14 protein-coding genes are annotated in these 14,220 nt (G+C 59.3%); 7 read left to right on the top strand and 7 right to left on the bottom strand.

The annotated features are described in order from the left end of the window. Positions 1-17: 17 nt before the first annotated feature. Positions 18-848: a substrate-binding periplasmic protein gene (locus FLQ44_RS09390; protein ID WP_147694173.1), complete on the bottom strand. Its 831-nt coding sequence runs from the start codon at positions 846-848 to the stop codon at positions 18-20. Positions 849-1,165: 317 nt separating this feature from the next. Between FLQ44_RS09390 and FLQ44_RS09385 the strand changes: the two genes are divergently transcribed. Together FLQ44_RS09385 and FLQ44_RS09380 are read left to right on the top strand one after the other, a co-directional pair. Further along, positions 1,166-3,106: an ExeM/NucH family extracellular endonuclease gene (locus tag FLQ44_RS09385; RefSeq protein ID WP_170252908.1), complete on the top strand. Its 1,941-nt coding sequence runs from the start codon at positions 1,166-1,168 to the stop codon at positions 3,104-3,106. Next, the gene (locus FLQ44_RS09380) at positions 3,099-3,659 is read left to right on the top strand and encodes a rhomboid family protein (protein WP_147694171.1); all 561 of its coding nucleotides are present in this window, start codon (positions 3,099-3,101) and stop codon (positions 3,657-3,659) included. Before FLQ44_RS09385 ends, FLQ44_RS09380 begins: the two co-directional genes overlap by 8 nt. 99 nt (positions 3,660-3,758) lie before the next feature. Here FLQ44_RS09380 and FLQ44_RS09375 read toward each other — a convergent pair whose 3' ends face one another. Continuing rightward, complete coding sequence (locus FLQ44_RS09375) at positions 3,759-4,844, bottom strand: GGDEF domain-containing protein (protein WP_147694170.1); 1,086 nt, start codon at positions 4,842-4,844, stop codon at positions 3,759-3,761. Between the two features lie 141 nt (positions 4,845-4,985). On the opposite strand from FLQ44_RS09375, the gene FLQ44_RS09370 reads away from it, so the two are divergent. Together FLQ44_RS09370 and FLQ44_RS09365 are read left to right on the top strand one after the other, a co-directional pair. Beyond that, on the top strand, positions 4,986-5,726 hold the full coding sequence (locus FLQ44_RS09370; protein ID WP_147694169.1) for a substrate-binding periplasmic protein: 741 nt from the start codon (positions 4,986-4,988) through the stop codon (positions 5,724-5,726). Positions 5,727-5,827: 101 nt separating this feature from the next. Continuing rightward, positions 5,828-6,739 (top strand): hypothetical protein, encoded by a 912-nt coding sequence (locus FLQ44_RS09365; protein ID WP_147694168.1) that lies wholly within the window; start codon positions 5,828-5,830, stop codon positions 6,737-6,739. 191 nt (positions 6,740-6,930) lie between these two features. On the opposite strand, the gene FLQ44_RS09360 is transcribed toward FLQ44_RS09365, so the two are convergent. After that, positions 6,931-7,833 (bottom strand): helix-turn-helix domain-containing protein, encoded by a 903-nt coding sequence (locus FLQ44_RS09360; protein ID WP_147694167.1) that lies wholly within the window; start codon positions 7,831-7,833, stop codon positions 6,931-6,933. A 259-nt stretch (positions 7,834-8,092) separates the two neighbouring features. Here FLQ44_RS09360 and FLQ44_RS09355 point away from each other — a divergent pair, with 259 nt between their 5' ends. Together FLQ44_RS09355 and FLQ44_RS09350 are read left to right on the top strand one after the other, a co-directional pair. Then, positions 8,093-8,863, top strand: a complete 771-nt coding sequence (locus FLQ44_RS09355; RefSeq protein WP_147694166.1) for a nuclear transport factor 2 family protein — start codon at positions 8,093-8,095, stop codon at positions 8,861-8,863. A 53-nt stretch (positions 8,864-8,916) separates the two neighbouring features. After that, on the top strand, positions 8,917-9,234 hold the full coding sequence (locus FLQ44_RS09350) for a MoaF-related domain-containing protein (protein ID WP_147694165.1): 318 nt from the start codon (positions 8,917-8,919) through the stop codon (positions 9,232-9,234). A gap of 897 nt (positions 9,235-10,131) precedes the next feature. Here the strand turns inward: FLQ44_RS09350 and FLQ44_RS09345 are convergent. The 3 genes from FLQ44_RS09345 to FLQ44_RS09335 all read right to left on the bottom strand — a co-directional run bounded on the left by FLQ44_RS09345 (position 10,132) and on the right by FLQ44_RS09335 (position 12,089). Then, a complete protein-coding gene (locus FLQ44_RS09345; RefSeq protein WP_147694164.1) occupies positions 10,132-10,878 on the bottom strand; it encodes a hypothetical protein in 747 nt (248 codons plus the stop codon). Positions 10,879-11,002: 124 nt separating this feature from the next. Beyond that, a complete protein-coding gene (locus FLQ44_RS09340) occupies positions 11,003-11,365 on the bottom strand; it encodes a hypothetical protein (RefSeq protein WP_147694163.1) in 363 nt (120 codons plus the stop codon). A gap of 400 nt (positions 11,366-11,765) precedes the next feature. Further along, positions 11,766-12,089 (bottom strand): hypothetical protein, encoded by a 324-nt coding sequence (locus FLQ44_RS09335; RefSeq protein WP_206208778.1) that lies wholly within the window; start codon positions 12,087-12,089, stop codon positions 11,766-11,768. A 53-nt stretch (positions 12,090-12,142) separates the two neighbouring features. Between FLQ44_RS09335 and FLQ44_RS23610 the strand changes: the two genes are divergently transcribed. Continuing rightward, positions 12,143-12,280 (top strand): hypothetical protein, encoded by a 138-nt coding sequence (locus FLQ44_RS23610; protein ID WP_170252906.1) that lies wholly within the window; start codon positions 12,143-12,145, stop codon positions 12,278-12,280. A 279-nt stretch (positions 12,281-12,559) separates the two neighbouring features. Here the strand turns inward: FLQ44_RS23610 and FLQ44_RS09330 are convergent, their stop codons facing one another. Continuing rightward, positions 12,560-14,026, bottom strand: a complete 1,467-nt coding sequence (locus FLQ44_RS09330) for a cobyric acid synthase (protein WP_147694162.1) — start codon at positions 14,024-14,026, stop codon at positions 12,560-12,562. Positions 14,027-14,220 lie beyond the last annotated feature (194 nt).

Raw genomic sequence — 14,220 nt, 5'->3', positions numbered from 1 at the left:
GACGGCGTAGCCATGGGCTAGCGGATTTCCAGCAGCCCCTGTTGCAGGGCTTGCCAGCGTTCGCTGTGGCTGGCTACCAGCTGGTCCATCACATTGCTGTCTACCAGCTTTTTCAGGGCTTTGTTCAGCCGGTCGTACAGCTGTGGCGAAAAGCAGGGCGACTGGTGCGTGAGTGTCAGGTACAAGGGCTCGCGGCTTACCGGCGTGCCTGCTACACGGATATTGCGTATGCCCAGCTTGTTGGCGTAGGCCTGGCCGGGTGCCTCTTCGTAGATCAGGTAATCGGCCCGCCCCATGCTGAGCATGCGCATGGCGTTTTCCACGCTGCCGACAGTTTGCATGGTCAGGCGCAGCTCGGCAAAACGGTCGAACTCTTCACCAAAGCTGTTATTGACTACGGTAATGCCGTTGCGGCCAACCAGGTCGGCCCATTTGCCATAGGCCGGGGCCTTGTTTTCACGCATCCATACCGCGCTGCGTGTCTGGTAAAACGGCGTCTGGATGTAGCTCATGTACAGCCTGCGCGGCAGGGTATAAAACGCGCCGGCGATCAGGTCGATACGGCCGGCTTTGGCCGCTTCCTGCACGCGTGCCCACGGCCCCGCATTGCGCATCACGATGGGTATGCCGATTTCGCGCGATAACAGCTGCATCAGCTCTGCATTGGCACCGTGCAGGGCTTTGTCGTCATCGGGGGCGACCCATAGAAAAGGCGGGTATTCCGGGTTGCCCGACGCAATCAGCTGGGTGCAAGCCCGATTGGTTTGTGCTGTGGCAGCGCTGGCCAGCAAGCTGGTAGCCAGCAGCAGGGCCAGCCGGGTGGGTGTAGGGGTGGGCAGGCGGGTCATGCAGTGTTTCTGGTAGATACAGGGCAGCCGCCAGTCTATGCAGCGCGCTGTGGCTAGACAAGGGCGTGCAGTGCACTTTCTTGATTTAAATTCATCTTTTTATATAAAAAATATCGGCTTAATTTAAACATTTGTTTAATCAAACGAACTTTCCGCTGCAAGTTTGCACGGCATGGGTCGGGAAAGCGGGCAACTGCCGGTTCATACAGGTGTTTTATTTTTACCAAGGCCGGGGCATGAAAATGCCGTTTGCCATGCAATTGTCAAAAATGCTTGCCTATAATCGCCGCCCCATAACAAAAAGCAGCACTTTACACATGACACCACAAACTCCATTCCGGCTGTTGCCGCTATGCCTGGCCCTGGCCACTCCTGCGGCCTATGCCGCTTGCGGCGTGCCCGGTGCTACCCTGGTAAGCCAGGTACAAGGCAGTGCCGCCGCCACGACGATGGCAAACCAGACCGTTACCCTTGAAGGCGTCGTTACCACCGTGATGACGGGTAGCGACCAGGTAAAAGGCTTTTACCTGCAAGAAGAAGCAGCAGATCAGGACGGCAACCCCGCCACGTCGGAAGGCATTTTTGTGTACACCAACGCCATGAAGCCTGCTTTGGTGGCGGGTGACATCGTGCGTGTTACCGGTGTGGTGAAAGAATTCAACAACGAAACCCAGCTACAGCCGGCCAATATCAGCCAGATAGAAAGCTGTGGTAGCCAGGCCCCGGCTACCGCGGTGAAAGTACGCCTGCCGGTAGCCAGCCAAAGCAGCTGGGAGGCGCTGGAAGGCATGCTGGTGCAGCTGGATCAGCCGGTATACGTGGTGGCCAACTACGACTTTGCCCGCTACGGCGAGCTGACACTGTCCAGCCAGCCACGGCTGTGGACCGCTACCCAAAAACACCGCCCCGGTACACCCGAAGCCGTAGCGCTGGCTGCGGCCAACCTGCTGGACAAAATCACGCTGGACGACGGCTATAGCAACCAGAACCGTCATGCCTGGCTGCCAGGCCCCGGCGGCCTGTCTGCCAGCAACACCCTGCGGGCTGGTGACCAGCTGGGCAATGTCAGCGGTGTAGTAGGCTACAGCTTTAGCAAATACCGCCTGCACCCGGTGGCCACCCCGCAGGTGGTGGCGGGCAACCTGCGCCCGGCCGCCCCGGCACGCAGCGCCAACAGCGTGCGCCTGGCCAGCTTTAATGTGCTGAACTTCTTTAATGGCGATGGCAGCAGCAGCGATGTGCCCTTCAAGGACGCCAGCAACCGTGGCGCCAAAACCTATGCTGATTTTCTCAAGCAGCGCGCCAAGATCGTCAGCGCCATTCGTGCGCTGGACGCCGACATCGTGGGGCTGATGGAGCTGGAAAACGATGGCTTTGGTGCCCAGTCTGCGCTGCAAGACCTGGTCAATGCGCTGAACAGCGGCCAGCCGGCCGCCAAACATTACAGCTTTGGCCTGCCCGGCATGGACAAAATCGGTACCGACGCCATCCGTGTCGGCCTGATCTACCGCGCTGCGGTGGTCACGCCTGCGGCCAACCCTGAAGTAAAAGAAATCGGCGACCCCACGCGTAACCGCCCGGCACTGGCACAAAGCTTTTACTTGGGCAGCCAGGCCAGCGGCCAGCCGCTGACGGTGGTGGTAAACCATCTGAAATCCAAAGGCAGTGCCTGCGCTGGCGACCCGGATCTGGCCGACGGCCAGGGTAACTGCAACCAGACGCGCGTGGCGGCGGTAAACGACCTGACAACCTGGCTGGGCGGGCAGCGCGGCGGCCTGGGGCGCAGCATTGTGCTGGTGGGCGATTTTAACGCCTACGCCAAGGAAGACCCGATCTACCAGCTGGAGCAAGCCGGTTTCACCAACCTGCTGGCCAAAAACCACGCAGACGGCGTGTACTCCTATGTGTTCAATGGCGAATCCGGCAACCTGGACCACGGCCTGGCCACGGCTGCCGCCAGCGCCCGTGTCGTGGCCGCCGGCGAGTGGCACATCAACGCCGACGAGCCCACCGCGCTGGAATACAGCAGCGAGTTCAAATCGCTTACCCAGCAGCAAAACTACTACGCAGCCGATGCCTACCGCTCGTCCGACCACGACCCGCTGTACATCGACCTGCGTGCCGACACGCCAGCCAGTGCCACCAGCAGTAGCGAAAACGATAGCCGCCTGAGCAAGCTGGCCGCCGCGGATGGCAGCCTGCTGGGCCTGCTCGCGCTACTTGGGCTGGGGGCCATGCTGCGCCGCCAGCGTGGCTAACACCCTGCTGCTGCGCCTGGTGTGGCTCTGGCCATGCCTGCCCTGGCTGTTTGGCTGGGGCCCGGCCGCCATGCTGCGCTGGCAGGGCGACGCCGCCGCCACCCGTGCCGGGGAGTACTGGCGCCTGTTCAGTGCCAGCTGGGTACACCTGGATATGCAGCATGCCCTGCTCAATACCACCAGCCTGCTGCTGGTGTGCTGGCTGTGCCCGCCAGCCAGGCGGGCAGGGTTATGGCCGCTGGCCGTGCTGCCGGCACTGCTGCTGCCGCTGCTGGAGGCCGGCCCTTTTGCTGGTGCCTCTGGCGTAGCCTACGCCTGGGCCATGTGGCTGTTGCTGGGTTGGCCGGCGGGCCGCTGGCGCTGGCTGGCAGTGTTACTGCTGGTGGGCAAGGTGGCCTGGCAAAGCGGGCAGGGCAGCCTGCTGGCTGGCCACCCGGTGGCCCATGGTGCGCACTGGCTGGGTCTGTTGCTGGCTACCTTGCTGCATCTGGTGTGCCAGATAGCGGTGCGGCCAACCCCTCGCAAGCGCCAGCCCGGTGGGGCCTGCGCGTGAGCCAAAACACAAACCCCGTTTGCACAGCAAGCGGGGTTTGTCTTTATTGGTAACAGTGTGATGAAGCAAAAGCCGGGTGGGTAACGGGGCATGGCGTGGCTACCCGGCCACCCGGTTGCGGCCTTCCGCCTTGGCCTGGTACAGCAGGCGGTCTGCCTCGCGTACCAGCTCGTCCAGGCAGCCTGCCGCCAGGCTGGCCACGCCAATGCTGGCGGTAATGCGCACCAGCTGGCCGTGCTCGAGAACTTGCTGTGCCGCCAGGCTGGCGCGCAGTGCCTCGGCGGTGAGCAGCGCATCGGCGTGCTGGGTATCCGGCAGCAGTACGGCAAATTCTTCGCCCCCCAGGCGGCCTGCCAGCGCGCCCGCAGGGCAATGCGCTTGCAGCGTGCGGCCAACCTGCTCGATTACCCGGTCGCCCGCCACATGGCCCCACTGGTCGTTAATGGCTTTGAAATAGTCAATATCCAGCATCAGCAGTGCCAGTGGCTGCGCCTGCTGCTGCGCACGGGCTAATGCCGCATCGGCTGCCTCGTACCAGGTACGGCGGTTGTGTAGCTGGCTGAGCGGGTCGGTTGTGGCGTACAGCCAGTTTTGCCGCGCTATCTGGTAAGACTGCAAGGCCGTGCGCCGCTGTACGCTCAGAATCATCAGCATGAAAGCCATGGCCGGCATGCTGAACAGCAGTAGCTGCAGCCAGTGGCTTAGCTGGTAGCCATCCAGCCACATCACGCCACCGGCCAGCAAGACACTGGCCAGGTGCGGCCACATAAAGGCCAGCGGCGATACCAGTGGCGCAATCAGCAGCACACCCAGCATGAAATACATCAAGATCATGGGCAGGTACGACAGCCGCCCCAAGGCCATGATATTGCCGGCCATCATCACCACCATGGCCAGATTACCCAGCCACAGCACCCAGTGGATGCGGTGCGCCTCGTAGCGCGGGTGCTGCATGGCGTGTGCCATCCAGCCTATCAGCCCGCAGCCCAGTATGCTGGCCAGTACCATGCCGGCAAAACCCGCTCCCAGGCCCAGGCGCCACAAATCGGCCAGCAAAAACAGCCCGATCACCCCCATGCCGCCATAGGAAAGCTGCGCCGCACCGGGTAACAGGCGCTGGCTGTAGTAGCGTTCGTAGCTGGCGAAGTCTGCCTGGAACAGCGGTGGTTTAGTGCTTGAATCCACGATGGCGCCTAGTGATTCGTTAAGTTGTCATTATCACGCAAAACGTATGCTTTAGTGTTGTCCCCGGCGGCCTGCCATACCCCGTGACAAATCGCCAGCGTACGCTACATTTCTATAAATATACTCCCCGCCAGATTCAGCATGAAACCTGCCCTCATCGCCCTTTGTCTGGCCTGCCTTGCCACACTGCCCGCCCGGGCCGGCGACCTGGTGGCCTATACCGAGCAGCTGCCGCCGCTCAACTACCAGGACGGCGCGCAGCTCACCGGCTATGCCACCGACCTGCTACGCATGGCCGCACACGACGCCGACTTCAGCCTCAGCATAGAGCTGCAGCCCTGGGCCCGCGCCTACCGCGCCGTGCTGGATACCCCCGATAGTGTCATCTTCAGCATTACCCGCACCCCCGAACGCGAGCCGCTGTTTTACTGGGTAGGCCCCATCAGCCCGCGCCAGATCAAGCTTTACCGCCTGAACGCCCGCCGCGACATCAATATCCAGACCGAGTCAGACCTGATGCACTACACCCACGGTGCCATGTTCGAATCTGCCGCTGCCAAAAAACTGGCTGGCCTGGGGCTGCAGCCCGGCCATGGGCTGGACCTGGGCGCCACCGACGAAATTACCCTGAAAAAACTCCTGCTAGGCCGTACCGACACGGTAGCCATGCTGGACTGGGCCATGGCCTGGCAGCTGAAACAGCAGCGCCTCAAGCCGCAGCTGGTACGCCCCATCTGGCTGCTGGATGGCGGCAGCCAATACTGGTTTGCGCTAAACCGCAGCACCCCGCTGCAGAAGGTAAAACGCCTGCAAGCCGCGCTGAACCAGATCAGCGCCGACGGCCGCATGCAAGCGCTGCGGCAGAAGTACCTGGCAGAGTAGGGGGCGGCTGGCCGTTGGCCGCACCCGCAGTGGTGGGCCGTTTTTATAGAAGCAAACAGCAGGGTATACAACAGCATCTCCGCAAACGGGAGATCAATGTCATGAAACCTGCCTTATTGCCGCTGATCATCACCCTTGGCCTGACCGCCTGCAGTAGCCTGAACCCCAGCAGCGAATACCTGCGCAACCCGGCAGTAGACGCCAAATACAGCTGGACTTACTCCGACGACACCCAGGCTGGCAGGCAGCCGGACTCCGTCTCTGCCGAAACCAACTTGGTACACGCCGGCTATCGTTTCGCCTGGGCAGTAGGCAAGGCGCAGTATTACCGTGAGGTGGTGCCGTTAAACCTTGCGCAAAGCCTGCAGTACTGGGAGGTATTGGTAGCAAAGCAGGCTGCCGATTTGCATAGTGCAGCAGCAGCCCAAAAGCCACAGCATCAAGCCTTGCTGGATGACAGTAAGCGCAACCTGGCCATTCTGAAGGCGCTGGAGAAGCAAACAAAACCGGATACCCTCGCCATGCTGCAAGGGGGTGGCCTGCTGGCGTTGCCCCGCTACCAGGCATTGCAAGAAATGTGGCAATCCGGTGTCAGCTTTGCCGACCTGAGCTGCGCCCGGTTCTTTGACGCGGCCAGCCGCCAGCAAACCTCGCGTGATTTTTGGGGCAAAGAAGCACAGCTGTTGGCCGGGCTCACCTCGGCAGTGCAGGGCATCACCGGGGTGAGTGCCAAGGTGATCAGCGCGACCGCGTCGTCGTTCTCGTTTGGCCAAAGCGCCGTGAGCGCCTACGAAACCACCATGGCCCTGGCGCCCGATATCTACCTGCTGCAAAAAGCCGTGCAAGTCAAAAAGGGCAAGCAGAAAAAACAGCTCGACACGCCCACGCTGTTTGCCGGCAGCTACTACGACGTAGAGCAAGCACTGCTGACTTACGCCGAGCCCTGCACCTTTAGCGGCCTGAAAAGCATCATCAACGAAGCACTGCAGGAAAAAAACCAGAAGGACCAGTAAGCGCGGGGCTACGGGCGGGCAGGTTTGGCTGCGCTGCCAGGCAAGCAAACCGGGTTGGCCGCATCATGCGAAATGGTGCGGCCAACCCTGGCCAAACGCTGCCAGGGGGCAGCAGATTTCACGGTTTGCCGGTCTGGGCACATCACTCGCCAGCCTGCCGGTTGCCGGCAGGGGGGGCGCAGAGAGAGCGGCTATGGTGGCAGGCTTGCCAGCCCGTGCCGGGTGTATTGGTCGCGAAAGCGCTGTGGCGTGGTGTGCGCCAGGCGGGCAAAAAACTTCACAAAATTGGTGGACTCGCTAAAGCCCAGATGATGGCCAATCTCGTGAATCGACGCAGGGCTATGTACCAGCAGCCGTTTGGCCTCCAGCGCCGTGCGTTCATCCAGCAGCTGCTTGGCCGTTTTCTCTGCCATGGCCATGCATGCGCGGTTCAGCGTGCTTTCCGAATAACCCAGCTTTTTGGCATAAGCCGATACCGCCTGCCTGCGGTGGCCTTCTTCCGCCAACAGCTGCTCAAACAGCGAAAAAATAGCAGCCGCCGCATGGTTGGCCGCGCCGCGCTTGGCACGCATGGCCTGTGCTACCCGTAAAAGCGTTGCCAGCAGCGTGTGCCAAATGATGCTGATCTGCGTCTGGCTGCCATCAAAGTGCGCGATGTCAGCACGCAGCCGTGCCATATCGCACTGCACATGCTCCCGCAGCGCCGCATCCGGCACCAGTAGCGTCTGCCAGCTGTGCATGCCCAGCAGCTGCATGTCCAGCCCGGGTCGGCCAATTGCCGGGCTAAGCGCCTCTGGCTTGATCAACATGCAGTCCCCCTCCAGCCCCGCGTGCATGTGCCACTGCTGCACCTGGCCCGGCCGTACGTAAACCAGGCTGCCCGGGGCAAGCGGGTAGTGCTGGAAATCCACCGTATGCTCGCCCACCCCGGCATGCATCAACAGCAGCAAATGAAAGCCTGGCCGTTGCGGGTGAAGCAAGGTGTGCGGCGCCAGTGTACGTATGCTCTCTAGGCTCAGCACCTCGATACCCACACCGTCCAGCCGTGGGTTGTGAAAGGCAATGGGGGCAACACCAGGGGTTTTGGGCAACATGTCAGGTGCTCGGCGTGATGTAAACGATGCAGGATTTTCACCATTCTTAGCAGGGTTTCTACCTTGTTGCCAGGCCCCCGCCACCCGACACTACGACCCATGGCTGTGCCGTGGTGGCATAGCGATTTTTGCCATCGAAAGCTAAGCCATGCCAAGCCCCAGCAAGCGCATTGCCCCTGTACTGCTTTTAAGCCTTGGTGCGCAGATGGTTTTGGCCACTGCAGCGCTGGCACACACCACACAGAAGGAAACCCCCATCATGTCCCCAGCAAAACAACAAATCGTATCCCTGCTAAAAAGCCTGGAAACCGGCGAGGCCGAACCGGTAAAAGTCGTGAACCCGCACAAATACATTCAGCACAACCTGGCCGTAGGCGATGGCCTGGCCGGTTTGGGCGCAGTATTGCAGGCCGCGCCCAAGGGCTCGATTAACGTTAATACCGTACGCGTTATTCAGGATGGCAACTATGTCATTGCCCATACCGACTACAACTTTTTCGGGCCCAAAATCGGCTTTGATATCTTCCGCTTCGAAAATGGCAATGTTGTGGAGCATTGGGACAACCTGCAGGAAAAACCCGCGCAGCCCAACCCCGCAGGCCGCACCATGATCGACGGGCCCACCGACGTGGCCGATCTGCACCACACCGCCGCCAACAAAGCACTGGTGCGCGGCTTTGTCGACCAGGTACTGGTAGGCGGCCAGTTCGACAAGCTTACCGACTACATCGACCCCGATCATTACCTGCAACACAACCCGGCCATTGGCGATGGCATACCTAATCTGGCCAGCGCACTGCAAACCCTGGCACAAGCGGGCACGCCACTGAAATTCGAACGCATGCATGCCCTGTTTGGCGAAGGCAATTTTGTACTGGCCGTGAGCGAAGGCGAGTTTCTAGGCAAGCACGTAGCGTTTTACGATTTGTTCCGCGTGCAGGCAGGCAAGATCGTGGAACATTGGGACACCATTGAGCCTATCCCCCCGCGCAGCGAGTGGAAAAACACCAATGGCAAGTTCGGTTTTTAATCAAGGCTGCGGCCGGGCTACCGTCACCACGCCACCCTGATAAAGGACACCCGATGAAAACCGCTAATGTAATTGGCAATAGCTTCAAAGTAGACTTTGGCCAGCTTGCTTTCCGCCTGGACTTTCACAGCGAAACCCGAATGACATGGCAAGCGCTGAATGCCCACGGCCAGCCAGAAGGCCAGGACATGACCGTCACCATCCACCGCACCGAAGTTCGCCCCAATGTGTTCATGGTGTACTGGAGCGAGCCCGCGCTGGGTGCCACCGTTGTGCATGTGCAGGATTTCGACAACGACAAGGTCTGGACCAATATCACCACCAAGGACGGCCAGTTCATCAACCTGGCCGGTACGCTCACCCCGTACTGAGCTATCGCCCGGCACACGCCGGGCAGGGTAGCCCCCCGCCTACCGTACCGCTGCAAGCCGCCTGATATGGTGGGCGGGTTGTCATTCCGCCGCAAAACGGTGACGGCAGCCTGCCCTTCGCCACAAAGGGCAGCTGCCATCAATCAAACAAGGTTGGCCGCACGCCATCACAGCATGCGGCCAACCTTGTTATTGGGGGGAATGATCAAGTGCGGCGTATTTGGCTTGAGTGTGGCGAAGCCAAACGGTTACCGTGGCGCGGCGAACAACATTCAGCGCGTGCGGCAACGGGTGCGCGGTAAACGTTGGGCTTCATTTCATTCAGCCCAACCTACCGAGCTGAGCTATCGCCCGGCACACGCCGGGCAGGGTAGCCCCCCGCCTACCGTACCGGTGCAAGCCGCCTGATATGGTGGGCGGGTTGTCATTCCGCCGCAAAACGGTGACGGCAGCTTGTCCTTCGCCACAAAGGGCAGCTGCCATCAATCAAACAAGGTTGGCCGCACGCCATCACGGCATGCGGCCAACCTTGTTATTGGGGGGGCAAGTTCCAACGTAGGATGGGTGAAGCGCAGCGTAACCCATCAAAACAAAGCTATCTGCCATCTACGCACTGTGTGAATTATGACCTGTGCAGGTTTTTAGTGGGTCATTACAGGTCGGTCAAACAAGGTTGGCCGCAAGCCATGACGGTTTGCGGCCAGCTTTGTTATTGCGGAATGGTCAAGTGTGGCGCAGTGGCTTTGCTTGAAGGTGGCGTGGCCTGATGGTTTTCGTCGGGCAGAGCGTATTCAGAGCGCGCAGCAGATGGGGCGCGGTAAACTTTGGGCTTCATTTTATTCAGCCCAACCTGCCGAGCTTGGTCCTTGAGGCCGTCTATTTATTAACTATAGAAAATTATTCAAAAAGCTTCAGTTGGAGCTTTTCATTTATATCTCTAGTTGGAACTTTGATAGCGATTCCATCCAACGAACCAAGATGGATCAATTTGGTCCCGTCAGGTTCGTGTGAGCCAAAAGCAAAGCGATACTCATTCTGGTGTTCGTAGATGTTCCTCTTTCTGAAAATGGCCTCAAGCTCTTTGAAGCTACCGTGAAATGTGTCTGGGTCGTAGTAGTCAATTAAACCATTCCAGCAAGCAAAGTCCTTCTCTTGTGCAGCCTTCTTGATCCTGCCAATGAAGTCTTCAACCTCGTAGACAACAACTGCGAATTCGCCCAGTGATAAAATCTCATCACTCAAGGTAATTCTTTCCTTAAGCATCTGATTGATTTTCTCAACGATGGCTACTCGCTCTTCTTCTGTCTCATAGGACTCTTCAAACTCTGGAGCTTTAACCGCATACATACAGTAAAGATTTAGCCTTTCATAGCCATTGTTCTGGACTGTGACTGGACCGGCCAGCTTTTCAATTGGAAAGCTCTTTTCAATACCGTCACTATCTTTGTAGGTGATGGCTAGCTTGATCTGATCTGGTTGATACCAATCTGTGACAGCTTCAAACCTATCGCCACGCCCATCTTCCTCATCTGCCTTCTTAAAATCACCAAGAGTTCTGCAAAACAACTCACCATTCTGGATGAAGGCATCTGCGTATTCTTCTTTGTCAAAGACTTTTATCAGTAGGTAGATTTTCGTTGCCATAATTAAACAATCAAACTTTCCGGAAATTTTAGAAAGTCAGCGCAGCCCGTAGGTTAGACTGAGCTTGCAAAGCCCAACGTTTACCACGCAAGCAGTGCCGTGATGTAACAACGTTGTCTAGATTTTAAAATCTACACGTCGCTATCTTTTTTGTATATTTCGAGCGGGGGTCGTTGCGATTATAATTTGGCTCAAAATCGTACAAGTCAATAACCGTGGCTTTGCCTTGCCTATAAAAATCAAACTCGGCATGGCCAGAAACGCCAAACTTGGAAAAATCAACGAAGTAACGCCCGCTGGATAGGTGCAAGCCTTTTAAATTAAAGAATACGCTGCCGCCCTTTGGTAATTCATCGTTATAACCAATAAATAACCTGTACGAACGGCCAGAGCCATCTTTTGAAACGGACTGGATGTTAAGATCATACCCGCGCATGGGGCTAGTCAAAATGAAGCCAATTGCACAATCGGATTCAACTGGTTTCAATATTGGTACTAGCCTAGTTGATGCGTGCGAGCATGCGAAATATAAAAAGAAGAACAAAAACAATAGGGTTGTAATATATCGCATTATTTTCGCTTTTGTTCTATCAACTCGTAGGGCCGTAGGTTGGGCTGAGTTTGCGAAGCCCAACGTTTACCGCGTACGCAATATTGCCAATCCGTATGGGTGTAAATCGCGTGGTCGGCGTTGGGCTTCACTTCGTTCAGCGCCAACCTACCCAAGACTGGCTTGCTCACTAGCTCGTAGCCCGGATAAGCCAACGGCGCATCCGGGAAAGGGGCATGACAAAAAACGACCGCAGTTATTCTGGTGCTGAATAAGAAACCCCGGATGCGGCTGTGCCTTATCCGGGCTACGCGTTTGCCCACCAAGGTTGGCCGCGCTACTCCCCGCGCCAGCGCGGCAGCCGTTGCAGCGCTTCCAGTAGCGTCTGGCTGCTGCTGGCTAGCCTGTCCAGGCTGCTTTCACGCAATAGCGATAAATCTACCCCATTTGCATGGTGCATGCCAGCCCATTGTAGTAGGGCGCTGCCGGCTTGCGGGTGGTCGAACAGGCCGTGCAGGTAGCTGCCCATCACCGCGCCGTCGGGGCTGACGGCGCCGTCTACGCTGCCGTCGTTCAGCTGGAATACCGGCCGCTGGCAGTCCGGGCCATGGCTCACGCCCATGTGGATTTCGTAGCCGCTTACCGCCGCGTCGGCGTTCACGAAGCTCGTAGCCCGGATAAGCCAACGGCGCATCCGGGGATGGGGGATAAAACATGGCCGACTTCCACGGGCGCTGGTTGGCCACCCCGGATGCGGCTGTGCCTTATCCGGGCTACGCGTTTGCCTATCAAGGTTGGCCGCGCTACACCCCGCGCCAGCGCGGCAGCCGTTGCAGCGCTTCCAGCTCGTAGGTTGGGCTGAGCTTGCGAAGCCCAACGTTTACAGTGCAACTCATATTGCTCACCCGCATGGGTGTAAATCACGTGGTCGGCGTTGGGCTTCACTTCGTTCAGCACCAACCTACCCAAGACTGGCTTGCTCAGTAGCCAGTGGTTCGTAGCCCGGATAAGCCAACGGCGCATCCGGGGATGGGGGTAAAACATGGCCGATTTGCACGGGCGCGGGCGGGTAACCCTGGATGCGGCTGTGCCTTATCCGGGCTACGCGTCTAGCCATCAAGGTTGGCCGCGCTACACCCCGCGCCAGCGCGGCAGCCGTTGCAGCGCTTCCCGTAGCGTCTGGCTGCTGCTGGCTAGCCTGTCCAGGCTGTTTTCACGCAATAGCGATAAATCTACCCCATTTGCATGATGCATGCCAGCCCATTGCAGCAGGGCGCTGCCGGCTTGCGGGTGGTCGAACAGGCCGTGCAGGTAGCTGCCCATCACCGCGCCGTCGGGGCTGACGGCGCCGTCTACGCTGCCGTCGTTTAGCTGGAACACCGGCCGCTGGCAGTCCGGCCCGCTGCTCACGCCCATGTGGATTTCGTAGCCGCTTACCGCCGCGTCGGCGTTCACAAAGCGGCCTTCGCGCCGCGTTAGTGTTTTGTCGGCGGCCAGCGTGGTGTCGATGTGCAGGTAGCCCAGGCCGGCGCTGCTGCCGGGGGCGCCTTCTACGCCCAGCGGGTCGTGGATGTGGCGGCCCAGCATCTGGTAACCGCCGCAAATGCCCAGCAGGCGGCCACCGTAGCGCAGGTGGCGCTGCAGGTAGGGCGGCCAACCTTGTGCCTGCAGGAAGGCCAGGTCGGCACGGGTGTTCTTGCTGCCGGGCAAGATCACCAGGTCGGCTGGCGGTTTGGGGGCGTCGGGGCCGACAAAGTGCAGGTTCACGCCGGGGTGGGCGCGCAGCGCGTCGAAGTCGGTGTGGTTGCTGATACGCGGTAGTACCGGCACCACGATATTGAAGTCGCCGCGCTGCTGCTGGCTTTGCACTGCGTCTTCGGCGTCCAGCATCAGGCCGTGCAGCATGGGCAGCACCGCCAGCACCGGCTTGCCGGTTTTGGCTTCCAGCCAGTCCAGCCCGTCTTGCAGCAGGCTGATGTCGCCGCGGAATTTGTTGATGACAAAGCCCACCACGCGGGCGCGCTCGCTATCGCTCAGGCAATCCAGCGTGCCTACCAGGTGGGCAAATACGCCGCCTTTGTCGATGTCTGCTACCAGGATTACCGGGCAGTCCACCGCCTCGGCAAAGCCCATATTGGCGATGTCGCGGTCGCGCAGGTTGATCTCGGCCGGGCTGCCGGCGCCTTCCACCATCACCACGTCGTACTGCGCCTGCAGCCGCTGGTAGGACTGCAGCACGGCGGCCATGGCGGTGGTTTTGTACTGGTGGTAGTCGCGCGCGTTCATGTCGGCGCGCACCTTGCCGTGGATGATGACCTGGGCGCCGGTGTCGCTGCTGGGTTTGAGCAGCACCGGGTTCATGTCGGTATGCGGTGCCACGCGGGCGGCGATGGCCTGCAGCGCCTGGGCGCGGCCGATCTCGCCGCCGTCTTCGGTTACTGCGCTATTGAGCGCCATGTTTTGCGGTTTGAACGGGGCCACACGGTAGCCTGCGTCGGCCAGCAGGCGGCACAGCGCGGCCACTACCGTGCTTTTGCCGGCGTCCGAGGTGCAGCCTTGCACCATTAGCGTGGGGAAGGGCCAGGGTTGGGCGGGCATGGGGATTTCCTGATCGATAAATGTCATTTTTGCCACGAAATCCACGAAAAAACACGAAAACAAAACGAGTAGCGGCTCCGGCGTTTGGTGGGTTTCGTAATTAAAGGCATTAGCCACTAAAACCACGAAAAAACACGAAAATAAAACGGGTGCGTTGGTTGTCGCTGGTATGGCAGCAGAGTGGCCAGCGCAAA

The sequence above is a fragment of the Vogesella mureinivorans genome (assembly GCF_007644035.1).
Lineage (GTDB): Bacteria > Pseudomonadota > Gammaproteobacteria > Burkholderiales > Chromobacteriaceae > Vogesella > Vogesella mureinivorans.
The sequence above is the reverse complement of the archived record's forward strand: the minus strand, read 5'-3'. Positions and strand labels throughout refer to the sequence as shown.